The sequence below is a fragment of the Mycolicibacterium frederiksbergense genome (genome assembly GCF_012223425.1).
Taxonomy (GTDB): Bacteria; Actinomycetota; Actinomycetes; order Mycobacteriales; family Mycobacteriaceae; genus Mycobacterium; species Mycobacterium frederiksbergense.
The window spans coordinates 3,011,794-3,035,214 of the sequence record NZ_CP038799.1 but is presented as its reverse complement, the minus strand read 5'-3'; the positions used below and the strand labels follow the sequence as shown (position 1 = coordinate 3,035,214).

Below are 23,421 nucleotides of genomic sequence, written 5' to 3'. Positions count from 1 at the left end.
GACGACATCGCCGGTCTGAAGGCTCAGTCGACCCGCTCAGTGTCGCCGGCGGCGATGAGGTCCAGGTGCCGACCTCGAATGAGCGAGCAGGCGAGCCGCATCGGCTTGCGATGCATGCCGGTCGATTGTGAGCCCGGCCTCGTGTCGGAAGTTGCCGATAGGCTTCCCCCGTCGTGTGACGTGGAAGGGCGTGTGGTGTCCAGACAGCAGAGAACCGCCGGCGAGCGGTCGGCCGCACCCACGACCATCGAGGTGCGCGGCGCGTGCGTGCACAACCTCGCGCACGTCGACATCGACGTGCCTTTGAACCAAATGGTGGCCATTGCAGGGGTTTCCGGATCGGGTAAGTCGTCTCTGGCGATGGGAGTCCTGTATGCCGAAGGTTCCCGTCGCTACATCGAGGCGTTGTCGACCTACACGCGGCGCAGGATGTCGCACGCCACCAAGGCCACCGTCGACAGTGTCCGTCACGTGCCCGCCGCGCTGGCCCTACGCCAGCGACCGGGCCTCCCCGGTGCCCGCAGCACCTTCGGCACCTCGACCGAACTCCTCAACGTCCTGCGCCTGTTGTTCTCCCGCCTGTCCGAACACCTCTGCCCCAACGGTCACCGCCAGAAGCCGACCATCGACGTCGCCGCCGGCCTGGACCTGACCTGCCCGGTCTGCGACGTCACGTTCAGCCCGGCGGGCGCCGAAGCGCTGGCCTTCAACTCCGACGGGGCATGCCCGACCTGCGGCGGCCTGGGGGTCGTGCGGGAGATCGACGACGCTCTGCTGGTCCCAGACCCCTCACGCACGATCGCCGACGGTGCGGTGGCCCCGTGGAAGATGATGGGCCTCACCGTCATGCCGCAGATGGTGGGCGAACTCGGCGTACGCACCGACGTGCCCTACCGCGATCTCACCGACGCCGAACGGGACGTCGTCCTGCGCGGCCCCGCCGAGAAGCACCGCATCACGGTGCCGTCGAAGAGCGGCAAGCTGTTCGAGGTCAACTTCACCTACCGCAACGCCCGCCTCGCCGTGCAGGAGGCGCTCGACAAGGCCGCCAGCGAAGGCGGCATCAACCGGGTCAACAAGTTCATCCACACCGGCACCTGCCCGACGTGCCACGGCACCCGGCTGAGCGAGCGGGCGCTCGCACCTCGGGTCACCGGGATCAATCTGGCCGAGGCGACAGCAAAGACGCTCGACGAGGTGATCGCCTGGGCACCGTCGGTGGTCGACACCCTGCCCGCCGACATGCGATCGATGGCGGCCGCCATCGTCGCGCAGCTGCTCGAGATGGCGGAGCGGCTCGTCGAATTGGGTCTTGGGTATCTCGGGCTGGACCGGCCCAGTTCCACGCTGTCCACCGGTGAGCGGCAACGGGTAGCGCTCTCCCGTGCGGTCCGCAACCAGACCACCGGGGTGCTCTACGTCCTCGATGAGCCATCCATCGGTCTGCATCCGTCCAATATCGACGGCCTCAACGGCGTCATCCGCGACCTACTGCGCGACGGGAACTCCGTCGTCCTGGTCGACCACGACGTGCAGGTCCTGCAGGAAGCCGACTGGTTCATCGAGATCGGCCCCGGATCCGGCAGCGAGGGCGGCACTGTTCTGGCCGAGGGCACGCTCGACGATCTGGTGGCCAACCCGTCATCGCTGATCGCCGGATTTCTCGACGGTACCGAACCGGTCCGCGTGCGCACCACCGTGAATACGCCGAAGCTGTTCGCCGACGGCACGATTCGTCTGGCCACCCGCCCGCTGCACACCGTGCACGCACTCGACGTCGAGATCCCGAAGGGCCGGCTCACCGCCGTCACCGGGGTGTCCGGGTCCGGCAAAGACCACGCTCGTCCTGGAGAGCCTCGTACCGGCGCTGCGGGCCGCCGCGATCGGTGACGCACCACCTGCGCACGTCGCATCGGTCGACCCGTCGGGCATCGAGCGGGTCAACGTCGTCGACGCCACGCCGATCGGCACCAACGTGCGGTCCACCGTCGCCACCTACAGCGGCGTGCTCGACGACCTGCGCCGTGTCTACGCCGCCCTCGGCGAGGCGCGCCGCCGCAGCCTGACAGCGTCGGACTTCTCCTACAACACCGGCTCTCTGCGGTGTCCGCGCTGCGAGGGCACGGGGCAGATCTCGCTCGACGTCCAGTTCCTCCCCGACGTCGACATCCCCTGCCCCGACTGCGACGGCAGCCGTTACGCGCCGGCGGCATTCGACTTACGACGCGAGACCGAGGGTGGGCTCGCGCTGCCCGAACTCCTCGCGCTCACCGTGAAGCAGGCGATCGAGGTCACCGCCGATCTGCCGAAGGTGCACCGCAAGTTGCAGACCCTGATCGATCTCGGGCTGGGTTATCTCACGCTCGGCGAGGACACTCCGGCACTCTCGGGCGGCAAGGCGCAACGGCTCAAACTCGCAACAGAACTCGGCCGCAAGCAATCCGATGCACTGTTCGTCCTCGACGAACCCAGCGTCGGACTGCACCCCCTCGACGTCCGCGTCCTGCTCGCCGTCATCGACCGCCTCGGCGCGAAGGGTGCCACCGTTGTCGTCATCGAACACGACCTCGACATGATCGCCAACGCGGACTACGTCATCGATATGGGTCCCGGTGGTGGCGCCGCAGGCGGCACCATCGTCGCGACCGGCACACCGGCCGAGATCGCCGAAACCACCGCCAGCGTCACCGGGCGCTACCTCGATCGGGTTCACCTTCGTGGACGACACGCCCGGCCGGGTCAGTAGCGTGCGGGGCTTCTGAACTGTCACCGAAGAGGCGCCGACGCCCGGCCGCCGGGTCCCGCACCGAGGTGGCCATCGCCAGCAGCGCCCCGGCGGCCGCGATCGCGCCCAGGGCGATGAACATGGCGGCGTATCCACCCAGAACACTGGCCAACGCCGCGCCGACGAACGGACCGACCGCGGTGGCGATCATCACCGGTGCATTCAAAATCCCGCTGAGATGCCCGTAATGCGTTGGACCCCAACGCTCGGTGACGGCCGTGGCTTGCAGAAGCGTCATGATGCCCCGCATCACACCGGCACCGATGGCCACGACCAGCAGTGCCCCGTAGCTGCTGAACGCTCCCAGCAGCACGGTGGTGGCGGCGACACCGGCCATGATGATCACCGTCCGGGGCACCACCCCGACACGGCGCACCAGGGTTTGATAGCCCAGCCGGCCGAGTACCTGTCCGGCACCACCGAGGCCGAGTGCGAGCGCCGCAGCGCCGGTGCTGATGCCGCGCTGGCTCATCAACGGCACCAGATTGGCGATCACCGCATAGGACGCGAGACCGGCGAGCGCGAACGCCGCCACCAACGCGAGGAACGGCAGGCTACGGGCGGTGCGGGTCGGCGTCTCCACCTCATGCGCGGTGATCATCGACGGCCACGGGCGGCGCAGCCCGAAGAAGTGGGCGGGAACCGTGATCACCGCCAGCACCGCAGCCAGGACGAGATAGGTCTGGCGCCAACTCATCTGCGCCGCCAGGGCGGCAGTCAGCGGCGCGAAGACGGTGCTGGCGAACCCGGCGACCAGCGTCAGCACCGTCAGCGCGCGCACGGCGCGGGTGCCGAAGTACCGGGTCAGGGCGGTGAACGCGGGCGCATAGAACACCGCGCTCATCGCCAACCCCGCCAGCACCCAGGCCGCGACGAACCATCCGTAGTTCGGCGCGGCCACCACCGCCAGCACCGCCACACAGCCCAGCACCGAACCGACGGTCATGATCCATCGTGGACCGACCCGGTCCAGCAACCCGCCGACCGGGATTCCGACCAGCGCGGCGGTGACCAGGCCCGCGGAGAACGCCGCGGTCACCGCGGGCGCCGACCAGCCGGTGTCGGCGCTGATCTGTTCGGACAGCACGGTGAAGGCGTAGTACAGCACACCCCAACTGGTGATCTCGGTGACGCAGAGGGTCAACAGCACCCAGCGCAGCGTCCCCGTCATCCGCCCACAGGGTCGAGCGACAACGACAACGGCTGCGGGGAGGACGGTGCAGGCCCACAGCACCCGCCCCCGGCATTCTCCCCCTCGGGGCTGTCGAACAGTCCTGCGCCGTTGCACACGCCGGTATCGGGCAGGGTGAGCTCGACACGGCCGGCGGCCTCGTGGTCGCCTGCCAGTTCGGCGGCGATGCTGCGGACCTGCTCGTAGCCGGTCATCGCCAGGAACGTCGGCGCCCGTCCGTAGGACTTCATGCCCACGATGTACAGATCCGGCTCGGGGTGGGCCAATTCGGCTGCGCCATGGGGCAAGACACTGCCACAGGAATGCATGTTCGGATCGATCGAGGGCGCCAACGCGACCGGCGCCTGCAGAATCGGGTCGAGCTCGATGCGCATCTCGGACAGGAACGACAGGTCCGGCCGGAACCCGGTGAGCACCACCACGTGATCGGCCGGCGCCAGTGCCCGGCCGTCCTCCGCCGTCACGACCGCGCGTCCGTCCGCCAACGCGATGCGTTCGCTACGGAACCCGGTGAGCAGCGAAACACGGCCCGCCTCAACCGCTTCCCGTGACCGCACACCCAGGGCGCCACGCTGCGGGAGTTCATCGGCGGCGCCACCACCGAAGGTGTCCTCGCCGACTCCCCTGCGCAGAACCCACGTCACCGACGTCGACGGGTCCGTGCGCACCACCTCGCCGAGCTGAATGATCGCGGTCATCGCCGAGTGCCCACTGCCGATCACCACGACGTGTTTGCCCGCCAGCGCCGCGGACTGCGCCAACGTCGGCGGGATGTAGCTGAGTACGCCGGCCGCGGCCGCTTCGCGCTCACCGATCGCGGGGATACCGTCGGCGCCTGCAGGATTGGGCTGACCCCAGGTGCCCGAGGCATCGATGACCGCCCGCGCCTGCACCCGGTATTCGGCGCCTGCCGCATCGCGGACATGCACGACGAACGGCGTCTCGGCCCGGCCCGGACTGACCAGCCGGTCCCGGCCCAGCCGTGACACCGCCTCCACCTTCGTCCCGAACTGCACACCGTCGCCCAACACATCGGCCAACGGCGCCAGGTACGCGTCGATCCACTCCCGGCCGGTGGGGAAACCGGATTCGGGAGCCACCCAGCCAGTCGGTTCCAACAACCGCACTGCGGCCGGATCGATCAGTTCGGACCAGGGCGAGAAGGTGCGGACGTGCTCCCACTGTTGGACCGCCGCCCCCGGCCCGGCACCGGCTTCCAGCACCAGGGGCGTCAGACCGCGCTCCAGCAAGTATGCGGCGGCTGCCAAACCCAACGGTCCGGCACCGATGACGACAACGGGCAGCTCTGACATGGTTCGACCCTCTCATCGACAGCCTTCGATGAATCGATCGTGATCGATGTATCGATGTTTGTCAATATGTATGTCATCATGAAGACGTGACCGCTTCCGTGACCGTCGGCGATGTGACTGCCTGCTGCTCGCCGCTGACCGGTGGCGCCTTGGATTCCGCTGCCGCCGAACGTCTTGCGTCGGTGTTCAAAGCGCTCGGCGATCCGGCTCGGGTCAAGCTGGTGTCCCTCATCGCGGCCTCCGAAGGCGGCGAAGCCTGCATCTGCGATCTCACCGGACCGCTGGGTTTGAGCCAGCCCACGGTCTCACACCACATGAGAATGCTGGTCGATGTCGGCCTGGTCAGTCGCGAACAACGCGGCAAGTGGGCCTACTACCGGGTCATTTCGGAGGCTCTGGATCGCATCGCCGCCGCGGTGTCGACTCGGGTCTAGACCGGGCGCCGACCGCGACGGTGACGGAAGAATCTCGGTCGGGTTGAGATGTGATGTCGCCCAAGCCCTTCCCCGGGCTGCGCTGTCATCATCGGACGGTGGCAATCAAGGCGGCGCCGAGGTCCGACAGCAGGCTGGCTGCTCGTTGTGCCGCGCTCGCCTCCTTCGGCGCCGCGCTCGTCCACTTCGGCGTCGCTCCGGCACATTGGCGGGAATGGGCGCTGTCCGGGTTGTTCTTCGTGTCGCTTGCGCTCCTGCAGTTGATCTGGGCGCGGGTCGTCCTGGTCAGGACCACGACAGCGGTGCTGGCCGCCGGGATCGCCCTCAATGTGGGTGCGGTGGCGCTGTGGGTGGTGACCCGGACCTCGGGTGCCCCGTTCGGTCCCCACGCGGGCGAACCGGAAGTGGTGCAGGCCGCCGATCTGTGTGCGCTGTTGCTGCAGATCTACGTCGTCATGGGCGCTTCCTGGATCTGGTACCGCGGGCTGCACGGGGCGCCGATTTCGGCGTTCTCGAGCGCCGCGGTCCTCATCGGTGCGGTCGGTGTCGTCGCATTGGCCTCGACGGTCGGTGTGGCCTCCGGGCAACAACATGGCCATCACGGCGGGGAAATCGATCATGCAGACGGCCATGACGGGCACGACCGGGATGCGGCAGTCCCGCTGAACGTCAAGCCGGCCCAGGCCCCGGCGGCCCCTCTCCCCGTCGATGCCACCGCCGTGCCGGCTCAGCCGCTCGACGGCCACGGCGATCACGACCATCACGAATGACCCATCTCCGGTGGCGTGCTCAGCGGTCCAGCACGGCTTTCGCGCTGACCTCCGGTCGGAGATCGAGACGCCGCAACAATTGCGCGTTGAGCGCGACGACGATGGTGGACATCGACATCAGGATTGCGCCGACCGACATCGGCAGCACGAAGCCGACGGGCGCCAGGATTCCGGCGGCCAGCGGCACGGAGACGAGGTTGTACCCGGCGCCCCACCACAGGTTCTGTTTCATCTTGCGGTAACTGGCGCGGGACAGTTCGATCACCGACAGCACCGAGCGCGGATCCGAACTGGCCAGGATGACGCCCGCTGAAGCGATCGCGACATCGGTGCCTGCTCCGATCGCAATGCCGACATCGGCCTGGGCCAGCGCGGGGGCGTCGTTGACCCCGTCGCCGACCATGGCGACCTTCTTGCCTTCACGTTGCAGTGCAGACACTTTGGAGGCTTTGTCTTCGGGCCGGACGCCGGCAAAGACGCGATCGATGCCGAGTTCGCGCCCGACGGCGTCGGCAACGGCCTGCGCATCACCGGTGATCATGACGACTTCCACGCCGAGCTTGTGCAAGGCGTCGACGGCCTCGCGGGATTCGTGACGGACTTCGTCGGCCAGGCTCACACCACCGATGACGGCGCCGTCTCGCACCACGTGCAGGATGATGGCACCGTTCTCCCGCCATTGCGGGGCGGCCTGGACTTCGCGTTGGTCGAGTTCTTCGAGCAGGCGCGGGCCGCCCACCCGCACTTCGCGGCCGTCGATGGTTGCGGTGACCCCCACGGCCGGAGACGAGGAGAAGCCGGTGGCGCGGGGGACGTCGAGCCCGCGGTCATCGGCCGCCCTGACGATCGCCTTGGCCAGCGGGTGTTCACTGTCGGCCTCAGCCGCGGCGGCCAGCGCGAGCATGGTTGCTGCATCGAGGTCGCCGACGGTCTCGATGGCGGTGACGGTGGGTTCGCCTTTGGTGAGGGTGCCGGTCTTGTCGAAGAGCACCGCATCCACGGTGCGGATCCCCTCCAGTGCGAGCCGATCTTTGATCAGAACGCCGCCGCGTGCGGCGCGCTCGGTGGCGATGGAGACTACCAGCGGGATGGCCAGGCCCAGAGCGTGGGGGCAGGCGATGACGAGAACGGTGATCGCGCGTACGACGGAGGCATCCGGATCCCCGGCGATGGCCCAGACCAGCGCGGTGGTGGCAGCGGCGGCGAGCGCGAACCAGAACAGCCATCCAGCGGCGCGGTCGGCGAGACGCTGAGCTCGTGATGTGGAGTTCTGCGCCTCGGTGACCAGGCGCTGGATACCGGCCAGCGCGGTATCGTCGCCGGTGGCGGTGATCTCCACGCGCAGACCGGAATCGGTGGCGACGGTGCCGGCGGTCACCGATTCTCCGACTCCCCGGGCCACGGGTCGGGATTCACCGGTGACCATCGATTCGTCCATGTCGGCGCGTCCATCGACGATCGTGCCATCGGCGGGAACACTTCCGCCGGGGCGGATCACCACCAGATCACCGACGCGCAGATCCGCCGGGGACACCGTCACGGTGCGGTCGCCGTCGACTTTTTCGGCTTCGTCGGGCAGGAGAGCGGCCAACGAGTCCAGTGCCGATGTCGTCTGGGCCAGCGAGCGCATCTCCACCCAGTGGCCCAGCAGCATGATGACGATGAGGAGCGCCAGTTCCCACCAGAATTCGAGCTCATGGTGCAGCAGACCCAGGCTTGCTCCCCAGGACGCGAGGAACGCGACGGTGATGGCGAGTCCGATCAGCAACATCATTCCCGGTTTGCGGGAACGGAGCTCGCCGACGGCGCCGGTGAGGAAGGGGCGTCCGCCAACGGCGTACATCACTGTGCCAAGCAGGGGCGCAATCCACTGTGCGAGAGGGAAGTCCGGAATGTCGTAGCCGACAAGCATGGCGAACATGGCCGAGAACAGCACGACCGGTATGGCGATGATCAGGTTGATCCAGAACAGTTTCCGAAATTGGGCGACGTGATCGCCGTGGCCGCCGTGGCCCTGGTGTTGGTGTTGGTGTGTCATATCCGTCCCGCTCTTCGTCGACCAGCGGTTCGATGATGCTTCGCCGAGGATCCGCACGTCCCCATTCCAGATATACCCCTACCGGGTATATCTCCCAACATATACCCCGGGTACCGGGCAATCCTCACCTTTACGGAATCTTCACCGAAGAAATAGCGGAAGTACAGGATCCGCCGCCGACCGGGCCGACTCCGCGCATGCTCACATCAGTTCTGGTGCAAAGAATTTCATCACGGGAATTCGGAACCCCCTGTTTCCAATGTGACCAATGTGAACTAGTGTGATCTACGTACTCAGTACGTACTTTGTTGTCACACCTTTGAATCCGCGAGAGCCGCAGTGGCGCGACAACACATCACCGGTGAGGCACGAGGGAGAACGATGTGAGATTCGGTATTCGACGTGCACGCTCGGTGCCGTCACCTGCCCGCAGCCACCGACGACGTCTCATGGCAATCTGCGCAGCCGCTACGTTGGGGGTGGTCCTGTGTGCACCGTCCGCAACAGCGGAACACACCGGTGGACACTGGGATCCTCTGCTACCCAAGGTGGTCAGCGCCGGCGCTCCAGGCGACCCCGTCGCCATTGCCAATGCGTCGTTGCAGGCGAGCGCCGCGGCAACGCAGACCGCTGTCAACATGGGCCGGCGTTTCTTGAGTGGCCTGGGCATCCTCGGTTCCCCGTCGAGCCCGGCGACGAGTATCCGCAGCAACCGACTGTATGGCGCACAGGCCATCGAGCACGTGATCCGCCGAGCAGGCACTCAGCTCGGCGTGCCCTACTCCTGGGGTGGAGGCACTCTCGATGGCCCCAGCCGCGGAGTCAACCAGGGCGCCGGAACTGTCGGATTCGACTGCTCCGGGCTCACCCGATTCGCTTTCGCCGGCGTGGGGGTGCTGCTGCCGCGCTACTCCGGCGACCAATACGGGGCCGGCCGCAAAGTTCCCCTGTCCGAAGCACAACGCGGCGATTTGCTGTTCTGGGGACCCGGCGGCGGACAACACGAAGCCATTTACCTCGGCGGGGGCCGAATGATCGAGGCACAGCAGACGGGCGTGCCCGTCAAGGTGTCACCGGTGCGCATGGCGGGCATGACCCCGCATGCCGTGCGCATCATCGAAAGTTGAGCCTGCATGACGATCCGCCCATGATCACGCCACCGGCGGGCACCATGAACACCATGGAGCACGCGAAGGGGTACCGCGCCCTCGTCGTCGACGATGAGGTGCCGCTGGCCGAGGTGGTGGCCAGCTATCTGCGACGCGAGCAGTTCGAGGCCATCGTCGCCGACAACGGCATCGATGCCATCGCCGTGGCGCGCGAATTGGATCCCGACGTCGTCATCCTCGACCTCGGTCTGCCCGGCATCGACGGCCTGGAAGTGTGCCGCCAGCTGCGTACCTTCTCCGACGCCTACGTCGTGATGCTCACCGCCCGCGACGCCGAGATCGACACCGTCCTCGGCCTCACCGTCGGGGCCGACGACTACATCACCAAACCCTTCAGCCCACGCGAGCTCGTCGCGCGCATCCGAGCCATGCTGCGTCGCCCACGCCTGCTGCACGCCACGACGGCCACCTCCGAATCCCAGCAGGTGCCACCTCGGCGGTTCGGGCTGCTGATCATCGATGTGGCGGCCCGCGAGGTGCACGTCGATGGTGAGCCGATCCTGTTGACCCGCACGGAGTTCGACATCCTCGAAGTTCTGTCGGGCCGCCCGGGCGTGGTCCTCAGTCGCCGTCAACTGCTCGAGATCGTGCGAGACGGCCCGTGGGTGGGCAACGAGCACCTCGTCGACGTCCACATCGGACATCTTCGACGCAAGCTCGGCGACGATGCCGCCCAACCGCGATACATCACCACGGTGCGTGGGGTCGGATACCGCATGGGCTCCGGACAATGACCGCAGACCCACAGCTCAGATCGCCCGAACGACGCCGGTCTCACCGTCCCGGCATCGGACTGCGACTGCTGGCCGCTCAAGCCATCGTGGTGATCACCGGCGCCCTGACAACCACCGCCGTGGCCGCCATCGTCGGCCCGCCGCTGTTCCGCGAGCACCTGCACCGAGCCGGGGTGCCGGCAGATTCCGCCGAGGAAGTCCACGCCGAAGAGGCCTATGGCTACGCCACCGTCATCTCGATCGGGGTCGCGGTGGCGGTGTCGGCGTTGGTCGCGTTGGCCGTCAGCTTCTACGTCAGCCGGCGTCTGCAGCGCTCGGTCACCGAGGTCGCCTCGGCAGCCAGGGCGGTGACCTTGGGCAGGTACGACACCCGAGTCGCGCCACCGCGCCTCGGCGACGACTTCGACGCACTCGCCATTGCCTTCAACCAGATGGCGTCCCGCCTGCAGACCGTCGACTCGACGCGACAACGATTGTTCGGCGACCTCGCACACGAAATCCGAACCCCGGTGGCCGTACTGGAGGCCTACATGGAGGCACTCGAAGACGGCGTCCGCACCCTGACACCCGAGACCGCGGCCATGCTGCGCGACCAAACCAGCAGGCTGGTGCGCTTCTCCGACGATGTGGCCGCACTCGCCAGAGCCGAGGAGAGCTCATTTTCTCTGACGCACAGCCTGATCGACGCCGGCGCTGTTGCCCGTCGCTGCATCGCCGCCGCCCAGGCGCGCTACGACAGCAAGGGGGTGGGTGTCGGCCTGAGCCGGCACCCCGCGCTTCCGGCCCTCTGGGCTGACGAACAACGGCTGGCGCAGGTGCTCGCCAACCTCCTCGACAACGCCCTGCTCCACACACCACCCGGAGGCTCCGTCCAGCTGAGTTGCACCCGCGTCGGCGACAGCGTGTCGATCGCCGTCGCCGACAACGGCGAAGGCATCGCCACCGAACACCAGCCCAAGATCTTCGAACGGTTCTACCGCGCGGACGCCGCCCGCGACCGTGAGCACGGCGGGGCCGGCCTCGGTCTCGCCATCGCGAAAGCCCTCGTCGAAGCGCACGGCGGAACCATCTCGGTGTCCAGCGCGGGACCCGGGACCGGCGCGACCTTCACGGTCGACCTGCCCATATCCGCCGCCGCCCGCTGAGCCGCCGGGCGTCCTACTCGGCGAGCAGGGTCCGCATCTTCTCGATCTCCGCTTGTTGCGACGAGACGATGCTGCGCGCCATGTCGACGGCCGCCGGGAACTGGCCGTTGTCGATTTCCTGCTGGGCCATCACGATGGCGCCCTCGTGGTGCGTGATCATCTGCTCCAAGAACAACCGCCCGGCCTCGGCGCCCTGCGCGTTCTGCAGCGCCGCCATGTCGGCTTCGGACATCATGCCGTGACCGCCGCCACCCATACCCGGCATATCGCCCATACCGCCCCCGCCCGACATGTCGTGACCGGGCATGTTGTGGCCGGGCATATCGGCACCGCTCGTCGCGGGTGCAGCCGGGACGCCCCACTGCTGCAACCAACCCTGCATCGTCTCGATCTCGGGCGCCTGAGCGCCCTTGATCGTGTCGGCCAACGAGACCACCGCAGGATCCACACCCTGCTTCCAGAGGAGCATGTCGCTCATCTCGATCGCCTGCTCGTGGTGCGGGATCATGCCCTGCGCAAATGCCACGTCGGCATCGTTGTGCGTGCCGGCGTCGGCCGAAGCACTGGCCGATGTCGACACCGACGTGGTGACAGACGATGCCTCGCCGGTGCTCGCCGTCCCCGAACAGGCACTGACGAACAGAGCCGACGCAGTCAGCGCCGCGACCCCGTATCCATACCGATGACGCTGCATCGCACATCCCTTCTGGGTACACACTGTGACCTCTTCAGCGTCGGACGCCCGGGTATGGGTCGGCTCGACGTCCGATAAAGATCTGATGAAGATGGGCTTGCGCTGCCCGGTGGCGTCCACCCCCGCCGGGGCCCAACCAAGCGGTTGATACGGTCCGAGTATGACCACCACGAGCTGGATCGCCGGCCTGCTCGACTTCGACCGCGACGGCGATGTGTTCATCGCCCCGCAGTGGAGCGGGCCGGGGGCGCGGCTGTTCGGCGGACTCATCGCCGCCCAGTCGCTGGGCGCCGCGGGCGCGACCGTCGATCCCGACAAGCGGCCGCAATCGCTGCACGCCTACTTCGTCCGCGGTGGACAGCACGGGGTCGATGTCGAACTGCAGGTCGAGCGCACCCGCGATGGCCGGTCCTTCGACACCCGCCGGGTCACCGCCCGCCAGCAGGGCAAGGTCATCCTGGAGATGATCGCGTCCTTCCACCTCGATGAACCGGGCGCGGACTGGTTCCCGCCGCGGGCGCCCGGCGTCGAATTCGACGACGCCATCGCGAAGAACCCGGACCTGGACGTGGTCGACCGGTTCGAACTGCGGTGCAATCCCGACGACGACTCCCCGTTCGCGGTCCCGCCGTTCTGGATCCGCACCCGCGACCGGATCGAAGACGATCCGCTGATCCGGGCCTGCACCCTGACCTACATGTCGGACCTGGGCCCGGTGCCCGCCGCACGTCCGCCCGGCACCCCGGTCGGTGAGGACGTCGGCTACGCCGCCAGCCTGGACCATTCGGTGTGGTTTCACCGGCCGTTCCGCCCCGATGCCTGGCACCGCTATGAGGTCGACTCGCTGGGCAACAGCCACTCCCGCGGACTGGTCGTCGGCGGGTTGTACGACGAGAACGGCTCGCTGATCGCCAACACCAGCCAGCAGGCCCTGTGGCGGCTCGGCGGGCCGGAAACCAGCGACCCGGGAGGTGTTCCTGACCGCGTGTGAGCAAAGACGCGCCGCACCGATTTGACCAGTTCGTCGACGGTCAACAAAGATCTTGCTGTGCTCAAGATCGATGAAGGTGAACAGATCGCGAACGTCCAAGACCGCCTCATGAAACGTTTCACCGATGTGCCCGCGGAGCAGGTCAGTGCCACCGTCGCGCAGGCCCACAAACACTTCATCACCAGCACGGTCCGCGACTACGTCGCGCTGCTCGTCGAGCGCCGCGCCCACGCGGAGCTACAGGCGAGCCTTCACCGCCGCGGATAACCGGGCCCCGTCGGCCTTGCCGGCGGCGATGATGGTGGCCGCCCTCATCACCTGACCCATCTGCCTGGCCCCGGGCCGCTCACCGAGTTCCTCGGCGACCTGGGCCAGCGCGGTGTCCACCACATCGGCCAACTCGGCATCGGTCAACGGTGTGGGCAGGTACTCGTCGATGACCCGGGCCTCGGCGTGCTCGTTGGCCGCCAGCTCACCGCGCCCGTTCTGGGTGTAGATCTCGGCGGCCTCACCGCGTTTCTTCGCCTCCCGCGCCAGCACCTTCAGCACATCCTCGTCGGAGAGCTCATGGGCCTGTTTGCCCGAAACCTCTTCGGACTGGATCGATGCCAGCAACATGCGCAACGTCGCGGTGCGCAGTTTGTCCTGGGCCTTCATCGCCGCAGTCAGATCGGTCCGCAGCCTGGCCTTCAATTCCGACATGGCTGCGACGCTACGCCAATGACAGGATGGAACCATGAGTAGCGACGCAGGCGGGTACTACCCGTACTACCCGCCACCGCCTCCCTACCCCACATACCACCAACCGCCGCCGTACTATCAGCCGCCCATCAAGCCCGGCATCATCGCGCTGCGCCCGCTGAACCTGTCCGACATCTTCAACGGAGCCTTCGCATATATCCGGGCCAACCCGAAGACCACCCTGGGCGTCACCGCCATCGTCGTCGTCATCGCCCAATTGTTGGCCCTGCTTCTGCAGTTCGGGCCGTTGGCCGCCAGCGGGATCCTGGAGCCGCCGAATCTGACCGGCCCTGATCCCGACGTCTCGATCCTGGTCGGGTCCGTCCTCGGCGCTCTGGCCGGTGGTCTGGCCACCTGGATCTCGACGATTCTGCTCAGCGGACTGCTCACGGTGATCGTCGGCCGGGCGGTGTTCGGCTCGCCCATCACCATCGCCGAGGCATGGCAGCGGGTGAAGGGCAGACTGCTCGCGCTGCTGGTCTACGCCGCGCTGGAATCGTTGGGTGCTGTCCTGCTGGTGGCGGCGGTCGCCGGGGTCATCACCGCGGTCGCATTCGCCCTGAACGGCTGGTTCGCATTCGCCGTGGGCTTGCCACTGGTGCTCGGTTCGGTTGTGGCGCTGGCATTCCTGTTCACCAAGCTCAGCTTCGCGCCCACCCTGATCGTGCTGGAGCGACTCCCCGTCCTCGCCGCGATCGAGCGGTCCTTTGCCCTGGTGCGCCATGACTTCTGGCGAGTTCTCGGTATCCGGCTGCTGGCGGTGCTGGTCGCCGGGCTCATCTCCGGGGCGGTCGCCATGCCGTTCAGCCTCGGATCGCAGGCGCTGATCATCATGGGCGGTTCGGCCGGCACCGCACTGGCCGGGCTGGCGCTCGCCTCCATCGGCGGCGCGATCGGGCAGATCCTCACCGCCCCGTTCACCGCCGGGGTGGTGGTACTGCAGTACACCGATCGCCGCATCCGCGCCGAGGCCTTCGACCTCGTGCTGCAGACCGGCGCCGGTATCGGTCCGGCCTCCCCCGCCGATTCCACCGACTACCTGTGGCTGACCCGACGGCCCTGACGTGACCGGTATCAACATCGACGGCGACGCCGCGCACGATGCTGCCCAGCGCGAACTCGGCAAGCCGATCTATCCCCGACCGTCACTGACCGAACAACTGCTGGCCTGGCTCGACGAGATCCTCTACAAGGTCTTCACGAACGGATCGTGGTTACCGGGCGGTTGGATCACCCTGGCGCTGCTGCTGACCGTCATCGCCGTGGCGGTCTTCGTGGCGATCCGGATCGCCCGGCGCACCATGCGCACGAATCGCGGATCGGCACGCTCGCTGTTCGGTGGCCATGACCTCAGCGCCGCACAACACCGCGCCGAGGCCGAGAGGTGTGCTGCACAAGGCGATTGGGCGCTGGCCATCCGGCACCGGTTACGCGCGGTGGCGCGTGGGCTCGAGGAGACGGGCTTCCTGGATGCGGTGCCCGGTCGCACGGCGACCGAGCTGGCCCACGACGCCGCCGCGGCGCGGCCCGACCTGGAAGCCGAATTCGGTTATGCGGCCGACACGTTCAACGGCGTCAGCTACGGGGCACAGCAGGGCACCGAAACCGGCTACCGGCAGATCGCCGCACTGGATCGTGAGCTGCTGCGGGCGGGCACACCGTGACGAAGCAACGTTGGCGGACAGCACGCTGGGTTCTCCTCGCGCTGTTGGTGATTGCGCTGGTGTCCACGCTCAGCACCTATCTCACCGCGCCGCGTCCGGGTGGCCTGATGGAGGCCGACTCGACCTCCCCCGACGGCGCGCACGCTCTGGTCGCGCTTCTGGCGGACCAGGGGGTCGACGTGGTGGTCGCCGAGGGCGTCGATGATGTCGCCGCGGCGGCGCGTCCGGACACGCTGGTCGTCATCGCGCAGACCTTTTTCCTGCTCGACGACGCCGGTCTGGCCACACTGGCCGAGCTTCCCGGCGACCGGTTGTTGGTCGCCCCCGCCGCACGCACCCGGGAACGACTGGCACCGTCGATCCGGCTGGACGGTTCGGTGCAGTTCGGCGGCCAACCCGGTTGCGATCTGCGGGAAGCCGTGACATCGGGTGACGTGCAGTTCGGCATCAGCGACAGCTACCGCAGCGACGGCGACCTGCCGGTCACGCGCTGCTATGACGGTGCGCTGGTGCGCTTCGCAGAATCCGGACGCACCACCACCGTGGTCGGCAGCGCGGACTTCATGACCAACGCCGGCCTGCTGGGTCAGGGCAGCGCGGCCCTGGCGATGAATCTGGCCGGCACCCGCGACCGGGTGATCTGGTATGCGCCGCAGCGGCTGCAGGGCGAATCCTCCGGTGAGGCATCGTTGTTGGATCTGGCACCCAGCCAGGTCGGTTGGGCGGTCCTGCAGTTGTGCCTCGCGGTGGTGCTGGTCGCCTGGTGGCGCGGGCGCCGACTGGGGCCGCTGGTCGCCGAGCAACTGCCCGTCGTGGTGCGGGCCTCGGAGACGGTGGAGGGCCGGGCCCGGCTGTACCGCTCCCACCGCGCACGTGACCGCGCGGCCGACGCACTGCGCACCGCGGCGCTCGCCCGCCTGCTTCCCCGACTCGGCCTCGGGCGCTCCGCGTCGCCACCGGCGGTCACCGCGGCGCTCACCCAACGTGTCGGCCGGGACTTCGGCTCCGTGCTGTTCGGTCCGGCCCCCGAGACCGACGCCGAACTTCTCGAACTCGCCCACCACCTCGATGATCTCGAAAGGCAGGTCGCACAGTCGTGACGTCACCTTCGCACCCGGATGCCGCCAGGGAGGCGCTGCTCGCGCTGCGCACCGAAATCTCCAAGGCCGTGGTCGGCCAGGACGCCGTGGTCAGCGGACTCGTCATCGCGCTGCTCTGCCGCGGCCACGTGCTGCTCGAAGGCGTACCGGGCGTGGCGAAGACGCTGCTGGTACGCAGCCTGGCCGCCACGCTGCAGCTGGATTTCAAACGGGTCCAGTTCACCCCGGACCTGATGCCCGGCGATGTCACCGGATCCCTGGTGTACGACGCCCGCACCGCGGAGTTCGAATTTCGGGCCGGCCCGGTGTTCGCCAACCTGCTGTTGGCCGACGAGATCAACCGCACCCCGCCGAAAACCCAGGCGGCGCTGCTGGAAGCGATGGAGGAACGACAGGTCACCGTCGACGGACAGGCCCGTCCGCTGCCGGACCCGTTCATCGTGGCGGCCACCCAGAACCCCATCGAGTACGAGGGCACCTACCAACTTCCCGAGGCCCAACTGGACCGTTTCCTGCTGAAACTGAATGTCCCGCTGCCGCCGCGCGATCAGGAGATCGCCATCCTGGGCAGACATGCCGCCGGATTCGACCCCCGCGATCTGTCCGGGCTCACCGCGGTCGCCGGGCCCGCCGAACTGGCCGCCGGCCGCGCGGCGGTACGCAAGGTCCTGGTGGCCCAGGAGATCCTCGGCTACCTCGTCGACATCGCCGGCGCCACCAGGCATTCCCCGGCCCTGCAACTCGGGGTCTCCCCGCGCGGAACGACCGCCCTGCTGGCCACGGCACGATCCTGGGCCTGGCTGTCCGGACGCGACTACGTGACACCCGACGATGTCAAGGCGATGGCCAGGCCCACTTTGCGCCACCGGATCGCATTACGACCGGAGGCCGAGCTCGAAGGCGCCAGCCCCGACGGCGTGCTCGACGGCATCCTGGCCTCGGTCCCGGTGCCACGCTGGTGATTCTCACCGGCCGGGCCGGCCTGCTGGCGTCGATCGGCATCCTGCCGATCGTGGTATCGCCCTGGCCCGCTACGACTTTCGCCGTCGCGCTGGTGGTGATCGCCGTCGTGCTGATCGCCGATACCGCGCTGGCAGCGAGCCCCCGACAGCTGGTGCTGTCCCGCTCGGGTGACACCTCGGCCCGGCTGGGGCAGCCGGTGGACATCACCGTGGAGGTGCACAATCCGGGGGCGCGGCGGGTGCGCGGTGAGATTCGCGATGCGTGGGCGCCCAGCGCCCGGGCACATCCGCGGACCCGGCCGGTCGTCATCCCGGCCGGTGGGCGGGCGCGTCTGGTCACCACCTTGACACCCGCGCGACGCGGCGACCAGGACGGTGCACAGGTCACCGTGCGCACCGTCGGCCCACTCGGACTGGCCGGGCGGCAACGCTCTCATGAGGTGCCCTGGCGGGTGCACATCCTGCCGCCGTTCCTGTCCCGCAAGCACCTGCCCTCGCGTCTGGCCAAACTGCGCGAGCTCGACGGCATGGTGCCGATCCTGATCCGCGGCCAGGGCACCGAATTCGATTCGCTGCGTGAATACGTCGTCGGGGACGATGTGCGGTCCATCGACTGGCGCGCGACTGCCCGCCGAGCCGACGTGGTGGTCCGCACCTGGCGTCCCGAACGTGACCGGCGGGTGGTCATCGTGCTGGACACCGGGCGGACATCGGCGGGGCGGATCGGGGTGGACCCGCTGTCTTCGGATCCGGCGGGCTGGCCGCGGCTGGACTGGTCGATGGATGCGGCACTGCTGCTGGCGGCGCTGGCGGCCCGGGCCGGTGATCACGTGGATTTCCTTGCCCACGACCGGATCACCCGGGCCGGCCTGTTCAACGCGTCCCGCCGCGAACTACTCGCCCAGCTGGTGACCGCGATGGTGCCCCTGCAGCCGGCACTGGTGGAATCCGATGCCGCGGCGATGGTCGCCGCGGTGCAGCGACGGGTGCGCCGCCGGGCCCTGGTCGTCCTGCTCACCGATCTGAACGCCTCCGCCCTCGACGAGGGTCTGATGAGCGTGCTGCCGCAATTGTGTGCGAAGCACCAGGTGATGCTGGCGGCCGTCGCCGACCCCCGGGTGGATGCGCTGGCGGCCGGCCGCGCCGATGCCGCGCAGGCGTACGACGCCGCAGCGGCCGAACGCGCCCGCACCGAGCGGCACATGATCGCCACCCGGCTACGCAACCACGGCGTCGACGTCATCGACGCACTCCCCGATGACCTCGCGCCGGCCCTGGCGGACCGCTACCTCGCCATGAAGGCAGCCGGGAAGCTCTAACCGGTGGGCACCACGTCCGGTGCATCGTCGAGATCGCCGGTCTCCCCGGCCCGCGATGCCTTGCGCCCGAAGTGGAACACATAGGCCAGGAAGGCGATCTCGGCGCCGACACCGATCGCGATGCGGGCGTAGGTCGGCAGTGGTGACGGGGTCACCAGCGCCTCGATCAACCCGGATATCAGCAGCACCACGACCAGCCCCCCGGCCACCGAGACCACCGCGCGGCCCCGTTCGGCCAGCACCTGTCCGCGCGGCCGGTCCCCCGGTGCGATCACCGACCAGCCCAGCCGCATTCCGGCCGCGGCGGCCAGGAACACCGCCGTCAACTCCAGCAGGCCGTGCGGGGTCAGCAGCCCGAGGAACAGATCGCCCTTCCCGGCACCGAACATCAGCCCGCCGGACACCCCGACATTGGCGGCGTTCTGGAACAGCACCCAGGGAATCGGCAGGCCCAACAGGATGGCGAAGGCAATGCACTGCGCGGCCACCCACGCGTTGTTCACCCACACCCGCAGCCCGAACGACCCCGCCGGGTTCTCGCTGTAATAGGACTCGAAGTCGTGGTTGATCAACTGCTCGAGCTCGGCCGGCGTGCCCAGGGTGGCCCGCACCTCCGGGCTACCGGCGACCCAGAATCCGATCACGATCGCGACGACCAGAAAGCTCAGCGCCGAACCCAGCCACCAGCGCCGGCAGTCGTAGGCGACGACCGGGAACGAGACGGTCCAGAACCGGACGAACTCACTGCCCAGCGGTGCGTGCGCGCCGGTGACCGCGGCGCGCGCCCGCGCCACCAGACCCGAGAGCCTGCCGACCAGCACCGCGTCACCGGTCGCGCTGCGCGCCATCGAGAGATGGGTCGACACCCGCTGATACAGGTCGACGAGCTCGTCGACCTCGGCTCCGGTCAGCCTGCGGCGCCGCTTGACCAGGTGCTCGAGGCGGTCCCATGTCGGCCTGTGGGCGAGCACGAACGCGTCGACATCCACTCCTGCGATCCTAGTAGCGTCTGGTGCATGGTCTTCCAGCCAGAACCCGTGGTGACCGGTGACGCCGTCCAGCTCGAGGTGTCGATCGCCCAGTTGCCGGTGCGGGCCGCGGCGGCGCTGATCGACGTCGCGGTGATGGCCACCGGTTATGCGGTACTGGCGATGTTGTGGGCGCTGACCTTGTCCGAGCTGGACCCGGCGCTCTCGGCGGCGGTGCTGCTCATCTTCATGGTGCTCGTTCTCGTCGGGTATCCGGTGGTGTTCGAAACCGCCACCCGCGGCAGATCGTTGGGCAAGATGGCCCTGGGACTGCGGGTGGTCTCCGACGACGGTGGCCCAGAGCGGTTGCGGCAGGCAGTTTTTCGCGCCCTGGCCAGCGTCATCGAGATCTGGATGCTGACCGGGGGGCCCGCGGTCATCTGCAGCATGCTCTCACCGCGGGGGAAGCGGATCGGCGACGTGTTCGCCGGCACCATGGTGATCAGCGAGCGGGCCCCGAAGTTGAATCCGCCGCCGCCGATGCCGCCGGAACTGGCCTGGTGGGCGGCGAGCCTGCAGCTGTCCGGGCTCGGCGGCGAGCAGGCCGATATGGCGCGGCAGTTCCTGTCCCGGGCCGCCCAGCTGGAGCCCGGGATGCGCGAACAGATGGCGCACCGGATCGCCGGTGACGTGGTGACGCGCATCGCTCCGCCGCCGCCGCCCGGCGCGCCACCGGAGTACGTACTGGCCGCCGTGCTTGCCGAGCGGCACCGCCGCGAACTGGCCCGACTACAGGTGAGGCCACCCACCTGAACCAAAATGGGACACGAATGTCCCATTTTGGGATAATGTTGCTACAGTTGGCGGCATGAGTGTCCTTGACATGGGTGAACCGGGTGCGCGTGGCCGCACCCGGCGCGCCATCATCGAGGCCGCCATCTCGGTCATCACGGACAATCCGGCGGCCACCCTGACCGATATCGCCGAGGTCGCCGGTGTCGGGCGCAGCACGCTGCACCGGCACTTCCCCGAGCGCAGCGATCTGCTCCGCGCGGTCGCCCTGCAGGTGCACGCCGCCAGCAATGCCGCCATCGAAGCCGCCGACCCGCACTGCGGTCCCGTGCACGCCGCGCTGCGCCGGGTGGTGGAAAGCCAACTCGACCTGGGGCCGATCGTGCTCTTCGCCTACACCGAGCCGACGATTCAGGCCGATCCCGACCTGGCCGCCCACCTCGACACCGGTGATGAGGCGATCGCCGAGATCCTGGCGCGCGCCAGCGCGGACAAGCCGGAATACCCGCCCGGGTGGTCACGACGGGTGTTCTGGTCACTGCTGCTGTCGGGCTATGAAGCCATGAAGCAGGACCGCACACCGCGACACCAGATCGTCGACGCCATCATGAACAGCCTCACCGAAGGAACCATCAAATGACCACCCGGTCGGCAACACCGCCGACGACCACACCACGACGGTCCTGGATAGCGCTCGCGGTCCTGACCCTGCCGGTGATGCTGATCGCGATCGACAACACCGTCCTGGCCTTCGCGCTCCCGGCGATCGCCGAGGATTTCCGGCCCGCGGCGTCCACCCAGTTGTGGATCGTCGATGTGTACTCGCTGGTGCTGGCGGCCCTTCTGGTCGCCATGGGCAGCCTCGGGGACCGCATCGGCAGGCGGCGGCTGTTGATGATCGGTGCCGCCGGTTTTGCCATCGTGTCCGCCGTGGCGGCGTTTGCGCCCAGCGCCGAGATGCTGGTGCTCGCCCGCGCCGTGCTCGGCTTCTTCGGCGCCATGCTGATGCCTTCGACGCTGTCGTTGATCCGCAACATCTTCACCGAGGCATCGGCACGCCGGCTGGCCATCGCCATCTGGGCCTCCTGTTTCACTGCCGGATCGACCCTCGGGCCGATCGTCGGTGGCGCGTTACTCGAGCATTTCCATTGGGGCTCGGTCTTTTTGATCGCCATCCCGATCCTGCTGCCGCTGCTGATCCTGGCACCGAAGTTGGTGCCCGAGTCCCGTGACCCGAACCCGGGCCCGCTGGACCTGGTCAGCGTGGTGCTGTCCTTCGTGGCCATGCTGCCGCTGGTCTGGGCCATCAAGACCGCCGCGCACGACGGTCCGTCGCTGCTCGTCGCGGCCGCGGTCGTGGTGGGCATCGGCGCAGGCGTGCTGTTCGTGCGGCGCCAGAACCGCAGGCCCATACCGATGCTCGACATGGAGCTGTTCCGCTCGGGGCCGTTCACCTCGTCGGTGCTGGCGAACTTCCTGTCGATCGTCGGGCTGATCGGGTTCATTTTCTTCGTGTCCCAGCACCTGCAGCTGGTTCTCGGGCTGAGCCCGCTGGAGGCCGGTCTGGTCACCCTGCCCGGCGCCGTGGTTTCGATGATCGCCGGCATCTCGGTGGTCAAGGCGGCCAAGCACTTCAGCGCTCAGACCCTGATCGTCTTCGGCCTGGTGTTCATCGCGGCCGGCTTCATCTTGATCCTGCTGTTCCGACACGATCTGTCGGTGGCCGCGATCATCGTGTCGTTCATCGTGCTCGAACTCGGTGTCGGTGTTTCGCAGACGATCTCGAACGACACCATCGTGGCCTCGGTGCCGGCGGCGAAAGCCGGTGCTGCATCGGCCGTTTCGGAGACGGCATACGAGCTGGGCGCGGTGGTGGGCGCGGCGACACTCGGCACCATCTTCACGGCGTTCTACCGCTCCAACGTCGATGTACCCGCCGGGCTGACCCCCGTTCAGGCCGGGGACGCAGCGGAGAGCATCGGGGGCGCGACCGCGGTGGCGCGCGAGTTGCCCGCGCCGACCGCGCAGAAGCTGCTGGAATCGGCGCATACCGCCTTCGATTCGGGGATCGCACCGACCGCGACCTTGGCGGCGACACTGGCCCTCGCGGCCGCTGTGATCGTCATCGTCGCGTTCCGGCGATCACCAGCAGCACCGCTCCCAGCAGACCGGTGACCGTCCGGCCGTGGTTCCACGCGGTCCACGGCCCCAGATAGGACGCCCAGTCCAGGCCGGCCTCCAGCCGATTGTTCAAAGGCACGTTGAAGGCGATCGTGATGACCGTCGGCAGCAACGCGAGCACCGCACCCGCCAGCAGATAGCCGTCCCCGTTGATGGCCGCGACAACGGCAAGCACCAGTGCCAGCGCGCCGGTTCCCAGGAACAGCACCAGGAATGGCGCGTTCGCCTGGGCTTCGGCATTGATCCCGCGCATCGCCACGGTCGCTTCGGCGGGATCGGTGCGGTCCAGGCCGCGCATGACGAACGTCGAGAAGGCGTAGAAGAGACCGCCGACCGCCGCGCTACCGACGGCAGTCACCACGGTCAACACCAGAACAGGGCTGAACATACGAGTAGTCTCCCCCGCCGACCGGCGAGGGAGACCACTCA

Annotated in this window: 22 protein-coding genes and 1 pseudogene; 16 read left to right on the top strand and 7 right to left on the bottom strand. The window is 68.2% G+C overall.

Annotated features, from left to right (window positions below; genetic code table 11):
- The first annotated feature begins 114 nt into the window (after positions 1-114).
- Positions 115-2,746 (top strand): annotated as a pseudogene (locus EXE63_RS17615) (excinuclease ABC subunit UvrA).
- On the opposite strand, the gene EXE63_RS17610 reads toward EXE63_RS17615, so the two are convergent.
- Both EXE63_RS17610 and EXE63_RS17605 read right to left on the bottom strand, forming a co-directional pair.
- Entirely contained in the window at positions 2,685-3,956 is a 1,272-nt protein-coding gene (locus EXE63_RS17610) for an MFS transporter (RefSeq protein ID WP_168143013.1), read from the bottom strand. The pseudogene EXE63_RS17615 and the gene EXE63_RS17610 overlap by 62 nt on opposite strands.
- Positions 3,953-5,290 (bottom strand): NAD(P)-binding domain-containing protein, encoded by a 1,338-nt coding sequence (locus EXE63_RS17605; protein ID WP_168143012.1) that lies wholly within the window; start codon positions 5,288-5,290, stop codon positions 3,953-3,955. Before EXE63_RS17605 ends, EXE63_RS17610 begins: the two co-directional genes overlap by 4 nt.
- Before the next feature lie 86 nt (positions 5,291-5,376).
- Between EXE63_RS17605 and EXE63_RS17600 the strand changes: the two genes are divergently transcribed.
- Together EXE63_RS17600 and EXE63_RS17595 are read left to right on the top strand one after the other, a co-directional pair.
- Entirely contained in the window at positions 5,377-5,724 is a 348-nt protein-coding gene (locus EXE63_RS17600; RefSeq protein ID WP_168143011.1) for an ArsR/SmtB family transcription factor, read from the top strand.
- A 98-nt stretch (positions 5,725-5,822) separates the two neighbouring features.
- Positions 5,823-6,494: a hypothetical protein gene (locus EXE63_RS17595; RefSeq protein WP_234904539.1), complete on the top strand. Its 672-nt coding sequence runs from the start codon at positions 5,823-5,825 to the stop codon at positions 6,492-6,494.
- Positions 6,495-6,513: 19 nt separating this feature from the next.
- On the opposite strand, the gene EXE63_RS17590 is transcribed toward EXE63_RS17595, so the two are convergent.
- Positions 6,514-8,532 (bottom strand): heavy metal translocating P-type ATPase, encoded by a 2,019-nt coding sequence (locus EXE63_RS17590; protein WP_168143009.1) that lies wholly within the window; start codon positions 8,530-8,532, stop codon positions 6,514-6,516.
- A gap of 449 nt (positions 8,533-8,981) precedes the next feature.
- On the opposite strand from EXE63_RS17590, the gene ripB reads away from it, so the two are divergent.
- From ripB to EXE63_RS17575, 3 genes are read left to right on the top strand one after another with little or no spacing between them, the layout of a single operon-like run.
- Complete coding sequence (gene ripB / locus EXE63_RS17585) at positions 8,982-9,659, top strand: NlpC/P60 family peptidoglycan endopeptidase RipB (protein WP_168143008.1); 678 nt, start codon at positions 8,982-8,984, stop codon at positions 9,657-9,659.
- Between the two features lie 20 nt (positions 9,660-9,679).
- Positions 9,680-10,435, top strand: a complete 756-nt coding sequence (locus EXE63_RS17580; RefSeq protein WP_168143007.1) for a response regulator — start codon at positions 9,680-9,682, stop codon at positions 10,433-10,435.
- Complete coding sequence (locus EXE63_RS17575; protein WP_168143006.1) at positions 10,432-11,580, top strand: sensor histidine kinase; 1,149 nt, start codon at positions 10,432-10,434, stop codon at positions 11,578-11,580. The genes EXE63_RS17580 and EXE63_RS17575 overlap by 4 nt, the downstream gene beginning before the upstream one ends.
- Positions 11,581-11,593: 13 nt before the next feature.
- Here the strand turns inward: EXE63_RS17575 and EXE63_RS17570 are convergent, their stop codons facing one another.
- The gene (locus EXE63_RS17570) at positions 11,594-12,274 is read right to left on the bottom strand and encodes a DUF305 domain-containing protein (protein ID WP_168143005.1); all 681 of its coding nucleotides are present in this window, start codon (positions 12,272-12,274) and stop codon (positions 11,594-11,596) included.
- A gap of 160 nt (positions 12,275-12,434) precedes the next feature.
- On the opposite strand from EXE63_RS17570, the gene EXE63_RS17565 reads away from it, so the two are divergent.
- Positions 12,435-13,265: an acyl-CoA thioesterase gene (locus EXE63_RS17565; protein WP_168143004.1), complete on the top strand. Its 831-nt coding sequence runs from the start codon at positions 12,435-12,437 to the stop codon at positions 13,263-13,265.
- A 57-nt stretch (positions 13,266-13,322) separates the two neighbouring features.
- Complete coding sequence (locus EXE63_RS17560; RefSeq protein WP_168140747.1) at positions 13,323-13,532, top strand: three-helix bundle dimerization domain-containing protein; 210 nt, start codon at positions 13,323-13,325, stop codon at positions 13,530-13,532.
- On the opposite strand, the gene EXE63_RS17555 is transcribed toward EXE63_RS17560, so the two are convergent.
- Entirely contained in the window at positions 13,503-13,967 is a 465-nt protein-coding gene (locus EXE63_RS17555) for a GatB/YqeY domain-containing protein (RefSeq protein WP_168143003.1), read from the bottom strand. The two genes, EXE63_RS17560 and EXE63_RS17555, sit on opposite strands and share 30 nt — an antisense overlap.
- A 34-nt stretch (positions 13,968-14,001) precedes the next feature.
- On the opposite strand from EXE63_RS17555, the gene EXE63_RS17550 reads away from it, so the two are divergent.
- The 5 genes from EXE63_RS17550 to EXE63_RS17530 are packed head-to-tail and all read left to right on the top strand — an operon-like array spanning position 14,002 to position 19,051.
- Entirely contained in the window at positions 14,002-15,069 is a 1,068-nt protein-coding gene (locus tag EXE63_RS17550) for a DUF7847 domain-containing protein (RefSeq protein WP_168143002.1), read from the top strand.
- A gap of 1 nt (position 15,070) precedes the next feature.
- Entirely contained in the window at positions 15,071-15,670 is a 600-nt protein-coding gene (locus tag EXE63_RS17545; RefSeq protein WP_168143001.1) for a DUF4129 domain-containing protein, read from the top strand.
- Positions 15,667-16,770: a DUF4350 domain-containing protein gene (locus EXE63_RS17540; RefSeq protein WP_168143000.1), complete on the top strand. Its 1,104-nt coding sequence runs from the start codon at positions 15,667-15,669 to the stop codon at positions 16,768-16,770. Before EXE63_RS17545 ends, EXE63_RS17540 begins: the two co-directional genes overlap by 4 nt.
- Entirely contained in the window at positions 16,767-17,732 is a 966-nt protein-coding gene (locus tag EXE63_RS17535; protein ID WP_105364806.1) for an AAA family ATPase, read from the top strand. The genes EXE63_RS17540 and EXE63_RS17535 overlap by 4 nt, the downstream gene beginning before the upstream one ends.
- Positions 17,729-19,051: a DUF58 domain-containing protein gene (locus EXE63_RS17530; RefSeq protein ID WP_168142999.1), complete on the top strand. Its 1,323-nt coding sequence runs from the start codon at positions 17,729-17,731 to the stop codon at positions 19,049-19,051. Before EXE63_RS17535 ends, EXE63_RS17530 begins: the two co-directional genes overlap by 4 nt.
- Here the strand turns inward: EXE63_RS17530 and EXE63_RS17525 are convergent.
- On the bottom strand, positions 19,048-20,040 hold the full coding sequence (locus EXE63_RS17525; protein ID WP_168142998.1) for a stage II sporulation protein M: 993 nt from the start codon (positions 20,038-20,040) through the stop codon (positions 19,048-19,050). The two genes, EXE63_RS17530 and EXE63_RS17525, sit on opposite strands and share 4 nt — an antisense overlap.
- A 27-nt stretch (positions 20,041-20,067) precedes the next feature.
- Here EXE63_RS17525 and EXE63_RS17520 point away from each other — a divergent pair, with 27 nt between their 5' ends.
- Genes EXE63_RS17520 through lfrA form a run of 3 tightly spaced genes read left to right on the top strand, consistent with a single transcriptional unit; the run spans position 20,068 to position 22,986 of the window.
- Complete coding sequence (locus tag EXE63_RS17520) at positions 20,068-20,832, top strand: RDD family protein (RefSeq protein WP_168142997.1); 765 nt, start codon at positions 20,068-20,070, stop codon at positions 20,830-20,832.
- 55 nt (positions 20,833-20,887) lie between these two features.
- A complete protein-coding gene (locus tag EXE63_RS17515) occupies positions 20,888-21,451 on the top strand; it encodes a TetR/AcrR family transcriptional regulator (RefSeq protein WP_168142996.1) in 564 nt (187 codons plus the stop codon).
- Positions 21,448-22,986 (top strand): efflux MFS transporter LfrA, encoded by a 1,539-nt coding sequence (lfrA, locus tag EXE63_RS17510; RefSeq protein WP_168142995.1) that lies wholly within the window; start codon positions 21,448-21,450, stop codon positions 22,984-22,986. The genes EXE63_RS17515 and lfrA overlap by 4 nt, the downstream gene beginning before the upstream one ends.
- On the opposite strand, the gene EXE63_RS17505 is transcribed toward lfrA, so the two are convergent.
- Entirely contained in the window at positions 22,934-23,380 is a 447-nt protein-coding gene (locus EXE63_RS17505; RefSeq protein ID WP_168142994.1) for an anthrone oxygenase family protein, read from the bottom strand. The genes lfrA and EXE63_RS17505 overlap by 53 nt on opposite strands.
- Positions 23,381-23,421: the final 41 nt, after the last annotated feature.

Excerpts from the sequence above, each read along its gene's own strand:
- EXE63_RS17580 (WP_168143007.1), top strand. The coding sequence starts at position 9,680 with ATGATCACGCCACCGGCGGGCACCATGAACACCATGGAGCACGCGAAG.
- EXE63_RS17565 (WP_168143004.1), top strand. The coding sequence starts at position 12,435 with ATGACCACCACGAGCTGGATCGCCGGCCTGCTCGACTTCGACCGCGAC.
- EXE63_RS17505 (WP_168142994.1), bottom strand. The coding sequence starts at position 23,380 with ATGTTCAGCCCTGTTCTGGTGTTGACCGTGGTGACTGCCGTCGGTAGC.
- lfrA (WP_168142995.1), top strand. The coding sequence starts at position 21,448 with ATGACCACCCGGTCGGCAACACCGCCGACGACCACACCACGACGGTCC.
- EXE63_RS17555 (WP_168143003.1), bottom strand. The coding sequence starts at position 13,967 with ATGTCGGAATTGAAGGCCAGGCTGCGGACCGATCTGACTGCGGCGATG.
- EXE63_RS17570 (WP_168143005.1), bottom strand. The coding sequence starts at position 12,274 with ATGCAGCGTCATCGGTATGGATACGGGGTCGCGGCGCTGACTGCGTCG.
- EXE63_RS17550 (WP_168143002.1), top strand. The coding sequence starts at position 14,002 with ATGAGTAGCGACGCAGGCGGGTACTACCCGTACTACCCGCCACCGCCT.
- EXE63_RS17515 (WP_168142996.1), top strand. The coding sequence starts at position 20,888 with ATGAGTGTCCTTGACATGGGTGAACCGGGTGCGCGTGGCCGCACCCGG.
- EXE63_RS17610 (WP_168143013.1), bottom strand. The coding sequence starts at position 3,956 with ATGACGGGGACGCTGCGCTGGGTGCTGTTGACCCTCTGCGTCACCGAG.
- EXE63_RS17575 (WP_168143006.1), top strand. The coding sequence starts at position 10,432 with ATGACCGCAGACCCACAGCTCAGATCGCCCGAACGACGCCGGTCTCAC.
- EXE63_RS17590 (WP_168143009.1), bottom strand. The coding sequence starts at position 8,532 with ATGACACACCAACACCAACACCAGGGCCACGGCGGCCACGGCGATCAC.
- ripB (WP_168143008.1), top strand. The coding sequence starts at position 8,982 with ATGGCAATCTGCGCAGCCGCTACGTTGGGGGTGGTCCTGTGTGCACCG.
- EXE63_RS17605 (WP_168143012.1), bottom strand. The coding sequence starts at position 5,290 with ATGTCAGAGCTGCCCGTTGTCGTCATCGGTGCCGGACCGTTGGGTTTG.
- EXE63_RS17520 (WP_168142997.1), top strand. The coding sequence starts at position 20,068 with ATGGTCTTCCAGCCAGAACCCGTGGTGACCGGTGACGCCGTCCAGCTC.